At 73.1% G+C, this 15,972-nt stretch carries 17 protein-coding genes; 8 read left to right on the top strand and 9 right to left on the bottom strand.

The genetic code is table 11. The features are described from left to right. Positions 1–114 precede the first annotated feature (114 nt). From H2038_RS00560 to H2038_RS00545, 4 genes are all read right to left on the bottom strand, one after another. Positions 115–543, bottom strand: coding sequence for a DUF559 domain-containing protein (locus H2038_RS00560; RefSeq protein WP_292108506.1), 429 nt, complete (start codon positions 541–543; stop codon positions 115–117). A gap of 234 nt (positions 544–777) precedes the next feature. Then, the gene (gene gatA / locus H2038_RS00555; protein ID WP_292108505.1) at positions 778–2,256 is read right to left on the bottom strand and encodes an Asp-tRNA(Asn)/Glu-tRNA(Gln) amidotransferase subunit GatA; all 1,479 of its coding nucleotides are present in this window, start codon (positions 2,254–2,256) and stop codon (positions 778–780) included. Between the two features lie 3 nt (positions 2,257–2,259). Next, the gene (gatC, locus tag H2038_RS00550; RefSeq protein WP_092308075.1) at positions 2,260–2,547 is read right to left on the bottom strand and encodes an Asp-tRNA(Asn)/Glu-tRNA(Gln) amidotransferase subunit GatC; all 288 of its coding nucleotides are present in this window, start codon (positions 2,545–2,547) and stop codon (positions 2,260–2,262) included. 81 nt (positions 2,548–2,628) lie between these two features. Next, complete coding sequence (locus H2038_RS00545; protein WP_292108504.1) at positions 2,629–3,156, bottom strand: hypothetical protein; 528 nt, start codon at positions 3,154–3,156, stop codon at positions 2,629–2,631. Positions 3,157–3,233: 77 nt separating this feature from the next. Here H2038_RS00545 and ruvX point away from each other — a divergent pair, with 77 nt between their 5' ends. The 7 genes from ruvX to topA all read left to right on the top strand — a co-directional run bounded on the left by ruvX (position 3,234) and on the right by topA (position 11,430). Further along, positions 3,234–3,710 carry a Holliday junction resolvase RuvX gene (gene ruvX, locus H2038_RS00540; RefSeq protein ID WP_292108503.1) on the top strand — a complete coding sequence of 159 codons (477 nt, stop codon included), beginning with the start codon at positions 3,234–3,236 and terminating at the stop codon, positions 3,708–3,710. Then, positions 3,707–4,627 carry an AEC family transporter gene (locus tag H2038_RS00535; protein ID WP_292108502.1) on the top strand — a complete coding sequence of 307 codons (921 nt, stop codon included), beginning with the start codon at positions 3,707–3,709 and terminating at the stop codon, positions 4,625–4,627. Before ruvX ends, H2038_RS00535 begins: the two co-directional genes overlap by 4 nt. Positions 4,628–4,675: 48 nt before the next feature. Beyond that, the gene (locus tag H2038_RS00530; protein ID WP_292108501.1) at positions 4,676–5,656 is read left to right on the top strand and encodes an aspartate carbamoyltransferase catalytic subunit; all 981 of its coding nucleotides are present in this window, start codon (positions 4,676–4,678) and stop codon (positions 5,654–5,656) included. Further along, positions 5,653–6,954: a dihydroorotase gene (gene pyrC, locus H2038_RS00525; RefSeq protein ID WP_292108500.1), complete on the top strand. Its 1,302-nt coding sequence runs from the start codon at positions 5,653–5,655 to the stop codon at positions 6,952–6,954. Before H2038_RS00530 ends, pyrC begins: the two co-directional genes overlap by 4 nt. 87 nt (positions 6,955–7,041) lie before the next feature. Beyond that, positions 7,042–7,692 carry a glycerol-3-phosphate 1-O-acyltransferase PlsY gene (gene plsY / locus H2038_RS00520; RefSeq protein WP_292108499.1) on the top strand — a complete coding sequence of 217 codons (651 nt, stop codon included), beginning with the start codon at positions 7,042–7,044 and terminating at the stop codon, positions 7,690–7,692. Next, a complete protein-coding gene (gene dprA, locus H2038_RS00515; protein ID WP_292108498.1) occupies positions 7,689–8,771 on the top strand; it encodes a DNA-processing protein DprA in 1,083 nt (360 codons plus the stop codon). The genes plsY and dprA overlap by 4 nt, the downstream gene beginning before the upstream one ends. A gap of 79 nt (positions 8,772–8,850) precedes the next feature. Further along, the gene (gene topA / locus H2038_RS00510; protein ID WP_292108497.1) at positions 8,851–11,430 is read left to right on the top strand and encodes a type I DNA topoisomerase; all 2,580 of its coding nucleotides are present in this window, start codon (positions 8,851–8,853) and stop codon (positions 11,428–11,430) included. On the opposite strand, the gene H2038_RS00505 is transcribed toward topA, so the two are convergent. The 3 genes from H2038_RS00505 to H2038_RS00495 all read right to left on the bottom strand — a co-directional run bounded on the left by H2038_RS00505 (position 11,427) and on the right by H2038_RS00495 (position 13,424). After that, a complete protein-coding gene (locus H2038_RS00505; protein WP_292108496.1) occupies positions 11,427–11,852 on the bottom strand; it encodes a molecular chaperone DnaJ in 426 nt (141 codons plus the stop codon). The two genes, topA and H2038_RS00505, sit on opposite strands and share 4 nt — an antisense overlap. Positions 11,853–11,856: 4 nt before the next feature. Beyond that, a complete protein-coding gene (locus H2038_RS00500) occupies positions 11,857–12,696 on the bottom strand; it encodes a division plane positioning ATPase MipZ (protein ID WP_292108495.1) in 840 nt (279 codons plus the stop codon). A 113-nt stretch (positions 12,697–12,809) separates the two neighbouring features. Continuing rightward, entirely contained in the window at positions 12,810–13,424 is a 615-nt protein-coding gene (locus H2038_RS00495) for an SPOR domain-containing protein (RefSeq protein WP_292108494.1), read from the bottom strand. Between the two features lie 103 nt (positions 13,425–13,527). Between H2038_RS00495 and panC the strand changes: the two genes are divergently transcribed. After that, on the top strand, positions 13,528–14,391 hold the full coding sequence (gene panC, locus H2038_RS00490) for a pantoate--beta-alanine ligase (protein ID WP_292108493.1): 864 nt from the start codon (positions 13,528–13,530) through the stop codon (positions 14,389–14,391). Here panC and H2038_RS00485 read toward each other — a convergent pair. Next, positions 14,388–15,167, bottom strand: coding sequence for a chorismate mutase (locus H2038_RS00485; protein ID WP_292108492.1), 780 nt, complete (start codon positions 15,165–15,167; stop codon positions 14,388–14,390). The two genes, panC and H2038_RS00485, sit on opposite strands and share 4 nt — an antisense overlap. Positions 15,168–15,389: 222 nt before the next feature. Then, positions 15,390–15,971 (bottom strand): prephenate dehydratase domain-containing protein, encoded by a 582-nt coding sequence (locus H2038_RS00480; protein ID WP_292108491.1) that lies wholly within the window; start codon positions 15,969–15,971, stop codon positions 15,390–15,392. Between the last annotated feature and the right edge of the window lies 1 nt (position 15,972).

The raw sequence follows: 15,972 nt of genomic DNA, 5'->3' as shown, positions 1-15,972 counted from the left end.
GCCCGCTTTTGCATTTTCGGGAGCGGGGGGACAACTGTGTCCTTCGGCTTCCGGGTTTCATGTGCGTAAGCCGCTCCACGGATTGAAATCCCCCTCTCGTGGGAAGAAGGGCCCTCACGGCTTGAACTTCGGCGGGCGGGCCCGGGGGATGAAACGCCTCTGGAGAGGTGCTTCTTCGGCAGGGAGGAGCGCGCCGGCCAGTCGGGCCTGCTCGCGAATGGCGGCGAGGACAGCGGGCAGGGAGCGGGTCACCTGCTCGTTGGTGAAGCGAAGCACGCACCAGCCGAAGGATTCGATCTCCTGTTGGCGCTGATGGTCAGCCAACTGGCGGGGGTCCCCATCATGGATTCTGCCGTCGAGTTCAATGACGAGCCTGAGCGACAGGCAGGCGAAGTCGGCGAAGTAGCGGCCGATGGGGTGCTGGCGGCGGAAGCGGAAACCGGCGAGCCGGCCGGCGCGAAGGTATTGCCAAAGCAGCGCTTCAGCGTGAGTCTGACGCCTGCGGAGGTCGCGGGCCCGTGCGGTTCGCGCTCCCGGCGTCATGAGGCGCAACCTCCGGCCATCGAACAACTCATGATAGCACGGCCGTTCCCTTATGGGGAGAGGGATGGGGCAGCGGCGCAGCCGACGGCAGGAAGCGGGACGCCGACGTGCGGGCGGTCGGGGCTGAAGGTCCAGATCCGGGTTGGCGGCTGGTCACCGCCACCGGCTCACCCCACTCCCTCCCACGCGCTGCGCGCGCGGGCCCCTCCCTCTCCCGATGGGAGAGGGGTCAGGCTACCACCACTTCTCCGGCTTCGCGACGAACCCGGCTGCGTCCTCGAGGGCGCTGGCCACCTGGAACACCGTCGCCTCGTCCAGCGCCTTGCCGATGACCTGCAGGCCGAGCGGCAGGCCGCCCTTGTCGAGGCCGGCGGGGACGGAGACGCCCGGCAGGCCGGCGAGGTTCGCCGTGACCGTGAAGACGTCGTTCAGGTACATGGTCACCGGGTCGATCTGCCGGTCGCCGATGGCGAAGGCGGCCGACGGCGTCGACGGGGTCAGGATGGCGTCGACCTTGCCCCAGACGTTGTCGAAGTCCTCGGCGATGCGCCGGCGGACCTTCAGGGCCCGGACATAATAGGCGTCGTAGAAGCCGGCCGAGAGGACGTAGGCGCCGATGGTCAGGCGCCGCTGGACCTCCTTGCCGAAGCCTTCGGCGCGGGTGGTCTCGTAGAGGTCGGTGAGCGACTTCGCATCGGCCGCCCGGTGGCCGAAGCGCATGCCGTCGTAGCGGGCCAGGTTGGACGAGGCCTCGGCCGGGGCGATGATGTAGTAGGCCGGCAGGGCGTACTTCGTGTGCGGCAGGCTGATCTCGACGATCTCGGCGCCGGCCTCGCGCAGCCAGGCCTGCCCCTTCTCCCACAGCTCCATCTGCTCGGCGGGCATGCCGTCGACGACGTATTCCTTCGGAATGCCGATGCGCAGGCCCTTCACGGACTTGCCGAGCGACTGGGTCCAGTCCGGGGTCTCGACGTCGAGGCTGGTGGAGTCCTTCGGGTCGAAGGAGCACATCGAGCGCAGCATCAGGGCGGCGTCCTCGACGGTCTTCGTGATCGGCCCCGCCTGGTCGAGCGAGCTGGCGAAGGCGACCATGCCGAATCGGCTGGCCCGGCCGTAGGTCGGCTTCACGCCGACCGTGCCGGTGAAGGCGGCCGGCTGGCGGATCGAGCCGCCGGTGTCCGAGGCGGTAGCGGCGAGGCAGAGATCGCCGGCCACGGCCGCCGCCGAGCCGCCGGAGCTGCCGCCCGGGGTCAGGTCGGCGTTGGAGGCGCCGGACTTCCACGGATTGACCACGGGTCCGAAGGCCGAGGTCTCGTTGGACGAGCCCATGGCGAACTCGTCCATGTTCAGCTTGCCCAGCATGACCGCGCCGTCGCGCCACAGGTTGGCGGTGACGGTGGACTCATAGGGCGGGACGAAGCCGCGCAGCATGTTGGAGCCGGCCGTGGTCTGGACGCCGTCGGTGCAGAACAGGTCCTTGATCCCCAGCGGCGCGCCCTCGAGCGGACCGCCCTCCCCCTTCGCCAGCCGGGCGTCGGCGGCGCGGGCCATGTCCAGCGCCTTGTCGGAGGTCTGGACGACGTAGGCGTTCAGCCGCGGGTTGGCGGCCTCGATGTTGGCGAGGAAGGCGCGGGTGATCTCCTCCGAGGAGAAGTCGCGGGCCTTGAGACCGTCGACGGCGGCCTTGAGCGTCAGTTTCGTCAGGTCGGTCATGGCTTATTCGACCACCTTCGGGACCACGAAGAAGCCGTCGGCCGACTTCGGGGCGTTGGACAGCACGTCGGCGACCTTGTTCCCGTCGGTGACCACGTCGTCGCGCAGGCGCAGCGGCTGGTGGACGTTCGAGGTCATCGGCTCGACGCCCTCGACGTCGACCTCGTTCAGCTGCTCGATCCAGGCCAGGATGCCGTTCAGCTCCTGGGCCAGCGGCTCCAGCCGCTCCTCGGGGGTCTTGATGCGGGCGAGGTGCGCCACCCGGCGCACGGTCGCGACGTCGACGGCCATGCGGCCCTCCAATGCGAAACCTGAGCCGGCGGGATTAGCCGTCCGGCCCCGGATTCACAAGGATTCAGACGCCGCGCGACGTCAGCGCGCGGGGGTGACGGTCACCGCCGCCGGCGGCGCGCCGTTGGCGCCCGGGCTCCAGCCGACGATCAGCCGGCGCGACCGCTGTCCGATCGCGCCGTCGCCGGGGTCCATCACGCTCTCCTCCACCTCCAGGTCGACCCGCCCCGGCGCCTCGGCCAGAACGCGGTAGTCGAGGAAGTCGCCGATGCGGAACACCCGCCAGCCCTCGGCCGGCGACACGAAGAAGGCGATGTGGGTGTAGAGGCCGTTCATGGCCGGATCGCCGCCGGCGGTTCCGAACAGCTTCACGGCGGCGTCGCCCTGGCGGGTCAGCGGATCGAGCTCGACCACGGCCGCGGCCCACTGGAGGTCCGGCGTGGCGTCCGGCGCGATCCGCCCCGCCGGGCCGGCGGGCGCCAGCGGCGGCGGCGCCGTCGCCGGCGCGTTCCCGGCGGCCTCCGGGAGGGCCGCCTTGCGGGTTTCGACGCCGCTGTCGCAGGCGGTCACAGCAATCAACGCCACAAGGAACAGGAGCGGATGCTTCATCGGACGTTCCCCTATCGTCGATGGACCGGCGCAGCTTGCACCTTGCCAGCGCGGTTCGCCAGTCCTAGGCCGCGGCGATGACCGTCCTGACCCTCGAAGAGCTCGCCGCCTCGACCCCGCCCGGGACGCCGTGGCTGGGGCTGGATCTGGGGGAGAAGACCATCGGGGTCGCCGCCTCGGACGCCACCCGCATGATCGCCAGCCCGCTGGAGCTGATCCGCAAGACGAAATTCACCCAGGACGCGGAGCGGGTGCTGAAGCTGATGGACGGACGGGGCGCCAGCGCGCTGGTCATCGGCCTGCCGCTGAACATGGACGGGTCGGAGGGGCCGCGCGCCCAGTCGTGCCGGGCCTTCGCCCGCAACCTGCAGCGGTTGCGCGAGGTTCCGGTCGCCTTCCAGGACGAGCGGCTGTCGACCACGGCGGTGGAGCGCTTCCTGATCGAGGAGCTGGACCTGACCCGCAAGCGACGCGCCGGCGTCGTCGACCGGACCGCCGCCGCCTGGATCCTGCAGGGCGCGCTGGACCGCCTCCGCGACGCCGGCCTCCGGTGAGCGGCCTGCTGACCGGCATCGTGCCGGTGTTCGCCATGATCGCGCTGGGCTGGGGCCTGCGGCAGGCGCGCTTCCTGGCCGACGACGGCTGGCGGGCGGTGGAGCGGCTGACCTATTTCGTCTTCTACCCCGCCTTCCTCGTGCCGGCGGTCTGGGGCGCGGACTTCAGCGCCGGCACGGCCGGGCCGGTGGCGCTGAGCACGATCGGCGTGTCCGTTCTGGTGGTGGCGCTGACCGTGGCCGCGAAGCCCGCCCTGCGCCTGCCCGATCCGTCCTTCACCAGCGTGCTGCAGGGCGTGGTGCGGTGGAACGGCTTCGTCTTCCTGCCGGTGGCCACGGCGGTGTTCGGGCCGCCCGGGCTGGGGACCGCGGCGGTCGCCTTCGGGGTGCTGGCCCCGGCGTTGAACGTAGTCTGCGTCCTGGCGCTGGCGCGCTGGGGCGCCGGGCAGGGCGGCGGCTGGCGCCTGGCCCTGCGCTCGCTGGGGCGCAACCCGATCATCTGGGCCTGCGGCCTCGGCGCGGCGCTGAACATGGCCGGCGCGCCGGCCCCTCCCCTGCTGCAAGGCGTGTTCGAGCTGATGGGACCCGGCGCGATCGCGCTCGGACTGATGACCGCGGGCGCGGGCCTGAGCTTCCGCTATGCGGCCTCGCGGCCGGTCGTCATCGGCGCGGTGGCCACGATCAAGCTGCTGGTCGTGCCGGTGGCGATGTTCTGGCTGTGCGGCTGGCTGGGCGGCGACCGCACGGCCCAGGGCGTGGCCCTGCTGGCCGGTGCGGCCCCCGGAGCGGCCGCCAGCTATGTGCTGGCCCGCCAGATGGGCGGCGACGCGCCGCTGGTCGCCGGGGTGGTGGCCTTCACCACGGCCGCCAGCGCCGCGACCATACCGCTGCTCCTGGGCCTGTTCGGCTACATCTGAGGACGGCGGCTTCCGTTCCGCCGCGGCTCGCCCTATAGCCGGGCTTCGATGAGCCAGCCCGACCTCACCGAGATCATCCGCGAGCGGCTGGCGCCGTTCCCGCGCGATCATTTCCTCTCCGCCGGCGACCTGAACGCCGCCACCGTCCCGCCGCTGCTGGACCTCGCCGACGCCTTCGTCGACTTCAACCGGCAGGGGGCCAAGGCGCTGGACCTGATGCGCGGGCGGACGGTGGTGAACCTGTTCTTCGAGAACTCGACCCGCACCTCGGCCTCGTTCGAGATCGCGGCCCGCCGGCTGGGCGCCGATGTGACGGCGCTGTCGCCGCGCACCTCCTCGGTGGCCAAGGGCGAGACCCTGATCGACACGGCGGCGACCCTCAACGCCATGAAGCCGGACGTGCTGGTGGTGCGCCACGGCGCCTCGGGCGCGGCGGCCCTGCTGTCGCAGAAGGTCGGCTGCGCGGTGGTCAACGCCGGCGACGGCCGGCACGAGCATCCGACCCAGGCCCTGCTGGACCTGCTCAGCCTGCGCCGCGCCTTCGGCGACGTGGGCGGGCTGACGGTGGCCATCTGCGGCGACATCGCCCACAGCCGGGTGGCGCGCTCCAACGTCGCCCTGCTGTCGATGATGGGCGCCCGCGTGCGGCTGATCGGGCCGCCGACGCTGGTTCCCGGCGACGCCGACCGCTGGGGCTGCGAGGTGTTCCACGACATGCGCGAGGGCCTGCAGGGCGTCGAGGTGGTGATGATGCTGCGCCTGCAGCTGGAGCGGATGGAGGGCGCGCTGGTGCCCTCGACCCGCGAGTTCTTCCGCTTCTGGGGCCTCGACCGCGAGAAGCTGTCCTGGGCGAAGCCGGGCGCGAAGGTGATGCATCCGGGGCCGATGAACCGCGGCGTGGAGATCGATTCGGACGTGGCCGACGACCTGTCGGTGTCGCTGATCCAGGACCAGGTGGAGATGGGCGTGGCGGCGCGCATGGCGGTGCTGGCGGCCCTGTCGACACGACGCGAGGGAGTCGCGGCATGAGCGCGCCCGACACCAAGGCTCTGGCGATCCTGAACGCGCGTCTGCTCGACCCATCGACGGACTACGACGGCCCGGGGGCGGTGCTGGTCGAGGACGGCCGCATCCTCGAGGTGGTGCATGGGGCGGGCGCCGCGGCGCCGGACGGGGTCGAGGTGGTCGACGCCGGCGGCCTGTGCCTATCGCCCGGCCTGATCGACATCCGGGTCAAGACCGGCGAGCCGGGGGCCGAGCCGAAGGAGACGCTGAAGTCAGCCGCCCTGTCGGCGGCGGCGGGCGGGGTCACCACCATGGTTATCCAGCCCGACACGGACCCCGCGATCGACGATCCGGCCATGGTCGATTTCATCCAGCGGCGCGGGGCCGCGCTCGGCCTCGTCCATGTGCGGGTGGCCGGGGCGGCGACACGGGCGCTGGACGGCCAGCGCATGGCCGAGATCGGCCTGATGGACGAGGCCGGGGCGCTCTACTTCACCGACGGCGACCGGGTGATCGCCAACAGCCGCACCCTGCAGCGGGTGATGAGCTACGCCGCCGCCTTCAACGCCCTGATCGCCTGCCGGCCGGCGGATCCGTGGCTGAGCGAGGGGGCGGTGGCCACCTCCGGCGAACTGGCCACGCGGCTGGGACTGGCCTCGGCCCCGGCCATCGCCGAACGCATCCAGCTGGAGCGGGACCTGGCGCTGGTCGAGCAGACCGGCGCCCGCTTCCTCGTCGACCAGATCTCCACTGAAGACGCGCTGGAGACGCTGGCGCGGGCCCGCGCGCGCGGCCTCGAGGTCGCCGCCTCCGTCTCGGTGAACCACCTGTGCTTCAACGAGGTCGACATCGGCGACTACCGGACCTTCTACCGGCTGGACCCGCCGCTGCGGGTCGAGAGCGACCGGCGGGCGCTGGTCGAGGCGGTGCGCGACGGCCTGATCGACGTCATCACCTCGGCCCACGCCCCGGCCCCGGCCGAGGACAAGCGGCGGCCGTTCGCCGAGGCGGCGCCCGGGGCGGTCGGGCTGGAGACCCTGCTGCCAGCGGCGCTGACGCTGCATCACGCGGAAGGCCTGGATCTGCTGGACGTGCTGCGGCCGCTGACCGAGGGGCCGGCGAGCCTGCTGGGGCTGGAGGCCGGGCGTCTGGCCGCCGGCGCCCCCGCCGACCTGGTGCTGTTCGACGTCGGCGCCCCGGTCGTCATCGAGGCCGACGCCCTCCGCTCCAAGTCGAAGAACTCGCCGTTCGACGGGCGACGGCTGCAGGGCAGGGTCCGGCTGACGGTGGTCGGCGGGCGGGTCGTGCACGACGGGCGCTGAGCCCCGGAAACGACGCCCGCCGAATCGATAGATGCTGGCCGCCGCTGGCGAGCGGCGCCGGCGGCGTGATATACACGCGGCGGCTGTATGGGGGTTGAGGTGCAGGATCTGGTCGGGCCCGCTCTGGGAACGCTGGCGCTGGTGGCGGCCGGCGGTTACCTGCTGGGGTCCATTCCCTTCGGCGTGATCCTCACCCGCGCGGCGACCGGCCAGGACGTGCGCGGGATCGGCTCGGGCAACATCGGCGCGACCAATGTGCTGCGCACCGGCCGCAAGGACCTCGCCCTGGCCACCCTGCTGCTCGACGCCGGCAAGGGCGCGGCGGCCCTGCTCATCGCCCGCCAGCTGTTCGACAGCGAGGTCGCCGGCGCGATCGCCGGCGGCGCGGCCTTCCTCGGCCACCTGTTCCCGGTCTGGCTCGGCTTCAGGGGCGGTAAGGGGGTGGCGACCTTCTTCGGCCTGCTGATCGCCGCCGCCTGGCCGCTGGGCCTGCTGGCCGGCGCCACCTGGATTCTGATGGCGGCGCTGTTCCGCATCTCCTCCCTGTCGGCCCTGGTCGCCTCGGCGGCGGCGCCCGTCTACGCCCTGCTGCCGCTCGCCGCCCTCGGCCTGCCCGCCCCCGCCCCCATTCTCGCCTTGGCCGCCTTCACCGCCGTGCTGATCTGGATCCGCCACAGCGCCAACATCGCCCGCCTGCTGAAGGGGGCGGAGCCGCGCATCGGAGCCAGGAAGACGTGACCCTCGACGCGGCCGAGCGGTTCGCCCGGCTGCGGCTGGCCCGCACAGACCGCGTCGGCCCCGTCACCTTCCGCCAGCTTCTCCAGCGCTTCGGCGACGCCGTTACGGCGCTCGAGGCCTTGCCGGACCTGGTCCGCCGCGGCGGCGGCCATGGCCTCGCCCTGCCGTCTGCCGGAGAGATCGACGCCGAGCTCGCCGCGGGCGAACGGCTGGGGGCGCGGCTGATCGTCTTCGGCGAAGCCGACTATCCCGCCCTGCTGGCGGCCATCGACCCGCCGCCGCCGCTGCTGTGGACTCTCGGCGAGGCCGGACTGCTGGCCCGGCCCTGCCTCGCCGTGGTCGGCGCCCGCATCGCCTCCGCCGGCGGCCAGCGCATCGCCCGCGGCCTGGCCCAGCAGCTCGGCGAGGCCGGCCACGTGGTGGTGTCCGGCATGGCGCGGGGCATCGACGGCGCCGCCCATGCCGGGGCGCTGCCGACCGGCACGGTGGCGGTGCTGGGCGGCGGGGTCGACGACGTCTACCCGCCCGACAACGCCGACCTGTACCGCCAGATCGTCGAACGGGGCTGCGTCGTCTCCGAGAGTCCGGTGGGGGCGCGGGCGCAGGCCAAAGACTTCCCGCGCCGCAACCGCATCATCTCCGGCCTGTCCCGCGGCGTGGTGGTGGTCGAGGCGGAGCTGAGGTCCGGCTCCCTGATCACCGCCCGGCTCGCCGCCGAACAGGGCCGCGAGGTGTTCGCCGTCCCCGGCTCGCCGCTGGACCCGCGCTCGAAGGGGCCGAACGAGCTGCTGCGCCAGGGCGCGGTCCTGTGCGAGGGGCTGGCGGACATCGAGCGGGAGTTCGAGCGTCCCCGGGCCGTGCGCGAGCCGGCCGCGGACGCGCCGTTCGCCGGCGCGCCGGACGAGACCGGGGCGGAGCTGGTCGAGCGGGTGGCCGCCCTACTCTCCCCCACGCCGACGCCGCGCGACGAACTGGCGCGCGCCGCCGGCGCCCCCGTCGGGGCCGTGGCCGCGGCCCTGCTGGAGCTCAGTCTGGCCGGCCGGGCGACCCTGCTGCCGGGCGGTCTGGTCTCGCTCTGACACCGGTCCGGACGACGGCCGATTGACAGGGCGGCTCCAGCCAACCACGTTCCCGCGCCTCTGAAAGGCCCCTCCCCGCATGAACCTCGTCGTCGTCGAGAGCCCCGCAAAGGCCAAGACCATCAACAAATACCTGGGCCCGGACTACACCGTCCTGGCGTCCTACGGCCACGTCCGCGACCTGCCGTCGAAGGACGGATCGGTCGCGCCCGACGACGATTTCGCCATGAGCTGGGAGGTCGACGCCAAGGCCTCCAAGCGCCTGTCCGAGATCGCCGAGGCGGCGAAGAGGTCCGACCGCGTCATCCTCGCCACCGACCCCGACCGCGAGGGCGAGGCGATCAGCTGGCACGTGCTGGAGGTGCTGCAGAAGAAGAAGGCGCTGAAGGACAAGCAGGTCCAGCGGGTCACCTTCAACGCCATCACCAAGGGCGCCGTGCTGGAGGCCATGGCGGCGCCGCGCGAACTCGACATGGAGCTGGTCGAGGCCTACCTGGCCCGCCGCGCGCTCGACTATCTGGTCGGCTTCACCCTGTCGCCGGTGCTGTGGCGCAAGCTGCCCGGCGCCCGCTCGGCCGGCCGGGTGCAGTCGGTCGCCCTGCGCATCGTCGTCGACCGCGAGCTGGAGATCGAGCGCTTCCGGCCGCAGGAATACTGGTCGGTCGAGGCCGATCTGGTGGCCGACAGCCCGCCTTTCACCGCCCGGCTGGTCCGGCACGCCGGCAAGCGGGTGCAGCGGCTGGACGTCGTCTCCGAGGAGATGGCCAGCGCCGCCCGCGCCGCGATCAACGGCGGCGCCTTCACCATCCGCTCGATCGAGAAGAAGCCGGTCAAGCGCTCGCCGGCCCCGCCCTTCACCACCTCCACCCTGCAGCAGGAGGCGGCGCGCAAGCTGGGCTTCACCGCCCAGCGCACCATGCAGGCGGCGCAGAAGCTGTACGAGGGCGTCGACGAGACCGGCGGCCTGATCACCTACATGCGGACCGACGGCGTCTCGGTGAGCCCCGAGGGCATCGCCCAGGCGCGGGAGGTGATCGGCGACCGCTTCGGCCCCGCCTATCTTCCGTCCGAGCCCCGCTACTACAAGACCAAGGCCAAGAACGCCCAGGAGGCGCACGAGGCGATCCGGCCGACGAACATCGCCCGCACGCCGGATTCGCTGCGGCTGGAGCCGGACCTGCAGCGGCTCTACGAGCTGATCTGGAAGCGCATGGTCGCCAGCCAGATGGAGAGCGCGCGGCTGGACCGCACCACGGTCGAGATCGACAGCGCCGACGGCCAGACCGGCCTGCGCGCCACCGGCCAGGTCGTCGCCTTCGACGGCTTCATCGCCGCCTATGAGGAGGGCCGCGACGACCGGCCGAAGTCGGACGACGACGAGGACGACGCCACCCGCCTGCCGGCGCTGAAGGAAGGCGCGACGGCGAAGGTCGAGGCGATCCGCACCGAGCAGCACTTCACCGAGCCGCCGCCGCGCTTCTCGGAAGCCACCCTGGTCAAGAAGCTGGAGGAGCTCGGCATCGGCCGGCCCTCGACCTACGCCTCGATCCTGACCACCCTGCGCGACCGCGGCTACGTCCGCATGGACAAGAACCGCTTCATCCCCGAGGACACCGGGCGGCTGGTGACGGCCTTCCTCGAGCAGTTCTTCGGCAAGTGGGTGGAGTACGACTTCACCGCCGACCTCGAGACGCGGCTGGACGAGGTCTCGGCCGGCGACCTCGACTGGAAGGTTCTGCTGCGCGACTTCTGGGGCCAGCTGAAGCCGGCGACGGACGAGGTCACGGCCCTGCAGGGCGTCATCGACAAGCTGGACGAAGCCATCGGGCCGTTCCTGTTCCCGCCGAAGGCGGACGGTTCGGATCCCCGGCTCTGCCCGGTGTGCGGCACGGGCCGGCTGCACCTGAAGGCCAGCTTCAAGATGAAGTCGACCTTCATCGGCTGCTCCAACTATCCGGACTGCAAATACACCCGCGGCTTCGGCGCCGGCGCCGGCGGCGAGGAGGCGGCCAGCGACCGCGAGCTCGGCGTCGACCCGGCCACCGGCCAGCCGGTGCTGCTCAAGATCGGCCGTTTCGGGCCCTATGTCGAAACCGCCGGCGAGGGCGACAAGCCGAAACGGTCGTCCCTGCCCAAGGGCTGGTCGGCGGCGACGCTGGAGCTGGAACAGGCCCTGCGCCTGCTCAGCCTGCCGCGCGAGGTCGGGCCGCACCCGGAGGACGGCAAGCCGATCACGGCCGGTCTCGGCCGCTATGGCCCCTTCGTGCAGCACGCAGGAACCTACGCCAATGTCTCTGACATCGATGAGGTTTTCGACATCGGCCTGAACCGGGCGGTGGCCCTGCTGGCGGAAAAGCGCGCCGGGCGCGCCGGCCGCGGCTCGGCGGTCGCGCCGCTGAAGGAGCTGGGGGCGCACCCGGAGACCGGCGATCCCGTCCAGGTCATGGCGGGCCGCTTCGGCCCCTATGTGAAGTCCGGCAAGGTCAACGCCACCCTGCCGAAGGGGACGGCGCCCGAGGACATGACGCTGGAGGCCGCCCTGCCGCTGCTGGCCGCCAAGGCGGGGGCGCCGGCCAAGGGCAAGAAGGCCCCCGCGAAGAAGGCCGCGCCCAAGGCGGCGGCGAAGAAGCCGGCGGCGAAGAAGGCGGCGAAAGCCTAGACCCGGCGCTTCAGAAGGTGGTCGCGCGCCGCGTTCAGGCGCGCGGCCAGCCCTTCCGTGCCGCCCTGGTCCGGGTGGGCCCGGCCCATCAGGCGCTTCCAGGCGGCGTTGATCTCCGCGCGGGAGGCGCCGGGGGCGACCCCCAGCAGGGACCGCGCCTCGGCGTCCGTCATGGCCTCGACGCGCGGGGCCGGCGGCCGCTGCCGCGAGGCGACCAGGAACCACGCCCCGGCCCCGGCCAGACCCGCGGCCGCAAGCCAGGCGCCCCGGGCGCCGGCCAGCACCGCCCCGGCCAGCAGCACCGCGCCGAGCACGGTGGCCGCGATGCGCCACTGCCCCCGCCCCGGCTTCTCCGTCTGCCGCCCCAGCCGCACCAGCGCCCAGACGGCGATGGCCGCCAGCGCCAGCCAGACCAGTCCCACGCGATCAGGCCGCCGCGTCGAGCGGCGAGTCGAGCCGGTCGCCGTCCAGCCCGAGGGCCAGCATCAGGCTGCGCAGCTCCTGCCGGGCCGCGACATGGGCCAGCGACACGGCCACCGGCCTCACCTCGTTCGACAGGTCGGCGACCGTCAGGCCGAACGGGAACAGCTCGCGATAGATCACCCGGTCGCGCAGGCCCGGCCCCATGCGGAAGCCGACCCGGCGGGCCAGCTTCTGCATCCGCTCCTCGAGCCGCTGCCGGTTGCGCGCGGCGGCGACGGCGAGGCGGTTGGTCACCACGATCCAGTCGATCGTCGCATTGCGGCCCTGGGTGATGGCGCGGTGCTTGCGCGCCTCCCAGACGCTCTCGGAGTAGATCGACGGCTTCTGCAGTTCGAGCGTCACGGGATCGACCTGCCCCAGCAGGTCGAAGTCGACGAAGCTGTCGTTCATCGGGGTGACGATCTGGTCGGCCAGGCCGTGCGCCGCCCGCGACAGGACGGTGTCCCCGCCGGGGGTGTCGATCAGGATGTAGTCCGCCTGCGCCCGCGCCTCGGTGAAGGCCGCCTCGAAGCGGGCCAGCTGTTCGGCCTCGTCGGCCCGCGCGAGGACCTTGCCGTCGCCGAGGTCCGGCTCGATCGGCATGGGCAGGCTCTGCCCGTTTCCGGCCGTCCAGGCCGCGCGATTGGCGAAGAAGCGCGCCATCGAGCGCTGGCGAAGATCCAGATCGATGATCGCCACGCGCTTGCCCGCGTGCAGCAGGCCGGCGACGATGTGGATGGCGAGGGTCGACTTGCCCGCCCCGCCCTTCTCGTTGCCGACGACGATGACCACAGGGTCAGCCATGGGATTGGAATCCTGAAGCGACCGCCGACTCGAACCCGCGGTCATGGGACGACAGGGTCGCCGCCGGGGCGGGCGACGTCAACGCGCGGACCCGGGCGAAGCTGTGAATTGCCTCAGACGGCGCGGCGGCACCACGGGTCGTCGACGCCGGCGGCGGCGCAGAGGTCCGCCGCGCCGGCGGCGGGCGCCGAGGTCTTCAGACGGACCAGCGTCCGGCCGTCGACCTCCACCGGCTCCAGCACCGGCGAAAGCCCCCGCAGCGCAGAGGCCGCAGGCCCGGCCTGAAGGCGGCTCCAGGCGGCGCGGGCGGCGGCCTCGCTGGAATAGGCGCCGAGCTGGACCAGCGGGCGACCGGTCTCGACGACCCGAAGCGCGGGACGCAACGGTGCCCGCCCGGCGACGCCCTCCACCCGTTGCCGCAGCTCGGACGCCACCCCGTCCACCACGGCCGGCGCCGCGGCGGCCGCGGCCCGGGTCGTGGCCGCCTGGACGACGCCGCCCAGACCGCCGTCGCGGGCGTCCCAGAGGGCGTGAGGATCCATGACCTCGACGCGCAGCGCCGGACGCAGGCCGCGATCGGCGGCGGACGCCGGGGCCGCGCGCTTCGCTCCGGCCGGCTCGTCCAGCGGGATCGCCGCGACCTTCTCCGCCAGGGTCTCGAACCGGTCCGCGTCGCCTTCGACCATGCCGCAGCCGGTCAGCCCCGTCGCGAGGAGCAGGGCGAGCACTGGACGGAAGGGCGGCCGCGGCGTCATAAGCCGGACCCTGGCACGCGGGGCTTTGCAACGCGGTTCACAAGCACGCCTAACGCGAAGGGTTAATCCGTTCACCATGGCTGACCGCCCCGCCTCCGCCCTGCCCGTCGCCCGCACCATCGCCGACCTGCGCGAGACGGTAACCGGCTGGCGACGGCAGGGGTTCACCGTCGGCTTCGTCCCGACCATGGGCGCCTTGCACGAAGGCCACCTGTCGCTGGTCCGGGCGGCGGTCGAGCGGACCGACCGGGTGGTGGCCAGCGTCTTCGTCAATCCCGCCCAGTTCGCCGCCCACGAGGACCTCGGCGCCTATCCGCGGCAGGAGGAGCGTGACACGGAATTGCTCGCCGGCGCCGGCTGCCATCTGATGTACGCCCCCGGCGTCGAGGAGATGTATCCCGCCGGATCGACGACCCGCATCGACGTCGGCGGCCCGGCCGAAGGGCTGGAGGGCGCCTTCCGGCCGCAGATGTTCGGCGGCGTGGCCCTGGTGGTCGCCAAGCTGTTCAACCAGGTGCAGCCCGACGTCGCCGTGTTCGGCGAGAAGGACTGGCAGCAGCTGATGGTGGTGCGCCGGCTGGTGCGCGACCTGGACATCCCGGTCGAGATCGTCGGCCTGCCGACGGCCCGCGACGGCCACGGCCTCGCCCTGTCCAGCCGCAACGCCTACCTGTCGGCCGCGGAACTGGAGACGGCCCGCCGCCTGAACGGGGTGCTGGCCGAGGCGGGCGCCCGCGCCGCCGCCGGAGAGGCGGTGGAGGCGATCGAGGCCGCCGCCGTCGACGCCCTGCTCGCGGCGGGCTTCGACAGCGTCGACTATGTCGCCGTGCGCCGCGCGGAGGATCTCTCCGCCTTCTCCCGCACGGTGGACGCCCCCGCGCGCGTCCTCGCCGCGGCCCGCATCGGGCGGACGCGGCTGATCGACAACATGGCGGTCTAGCCGCCGATCGCGCCGACGCAGCCCTCGGGGCCGCCCACCGCCAGCGGCGCGTCGGTCAGGGACAGGGTCCAGCCATGGTGGGTGGCGAGCCCGACCCGGCGACCGTCGCCGTCGCCGGCGTCGCCGCCGGCGCCGATCACCACGCGCGGCCCCGACGGCAGGGCGGCCGGATCGATCCGGCCGACGGCCAGCGCCGTCGGCACGGCGCCGCCGAGACCTTCGAACACGCTCAGCGAGGTCCACTGGCGGCGCAGGCTGATCCACCACGGATCGCCGTCGTTGACGGCCAGCACCGCGGCCCCCTGCCCCTCGGCGGCCCACTTCAGCGCCGCCTCCGCGCCCTCGGCCAGACGGATCCCGGCCCCCGCGCCGAACCGGCGCCGGGCGGCGTCGAAGGCGCGGACCGGCTCCACCGGAGCCCAGACCTGGACCTGCGTCCGCCCCTGGCGGGCCAGGCCGTGGCCGACGATCTCGCGCCACAGGGCCTGTACGGCCTCCCGGTTATCCGGGCGGGCGCGGGCGGAGAGGCGGTCCAGCACCGCCTGCTCGCGGTCGGGGCGCAGCTTCAGGTGCGGCCCCGCCGGCGCATCCTTGGCGCGGCCGACGCGGGCGGCGATGGCCAGCCGCCGCTCGAACAGGGCGAGGATCTCGTCGTCGAGCTGGTCGATCTCGTGACGCAGCGCAGCCAGCGCCATGCGTTCGGGGCTGATGTCCTCGGGGCGGCGGTCGGCCGGCGGCCAGATCGGCTGGAGAACGGGATGGAGGGCGTGGGACACGGGGGGAGCCTTCGGTTCGATACGGTCGGAGGGTTTGCGAGCCGCCGCTCCGTCGCGGAGCGGTCGCCGGCGAGGCCGCCGGGCCGCGCTGCCCGACGCCTCAGCCGGCGTATCGAAAGCCGGAATACAGGTTCGCGCCCGCGGCGAAGCGGCGGGCGGTCGTCGCGGTGAGGGCGAGCGGGCGAACCATGGCCGCCATGGAGGCCCGGACCGCGGTTGACGTCAAGCGTCGTCGCGGCCCAGAAGTACGAACCGGGTGCGGTTGTCCGACGAATCCTGCAGATCGTGGCGCAGGATCGACAGGTCGTAGACCTCGGCCGCGCGGGCCGGGGCGACCGCCGCCCGCGACGGATCGCCGGCCTCGGCCACCGCGCGCGCCGCCCCCGCCGTGTCGAACGCCTCCACCGGCTGCAGGCCCAGGGCCGCAAGGGACGCCGCGCACTGGCCGAGGGCGGCGGGGTGGCTTTCGGCCGTGCGCACATCGCCGGGACGCGCCCCCGGGGTTCCGAGCAGGGCCAGCCGGATCGGCCGCCAGACCTCGGAGATCACCCGCAGACCGGAGCTTTCGACAAGGCTCGCCGCCGGCTCCACCCGCCCGATGGTGCTGTTCTCGACCGGAATGAGGGCGCAGCCGACGTCGCCGCGCCGCAGGGCCTGCAGCGCCGCCTCGAACGTCTCGTAGGGAACCGCCTCGTCCCACGGCCGCAGATCCGTGCAGGCTTCGTGGCTGAAGGCGCCGGGCGCGCCCTGGTAGGCGCAGCGGCCGGCGGGGGCGTCGTCGTCCGGACGGCCGACCCCCTCCACG

It is taken from the genome of Brevundimonas sp. (assembly GCF_013912005.1).
Taxonomy (GTDB): Bacteria; Pseudomonadota; Alphaproteobacteria; order Caulobacterales; family Caulobacteraceae; genus Brevundimonas.
This window is presented reverse-complemented; position numbering and strand designations above follow the sequence as displayed.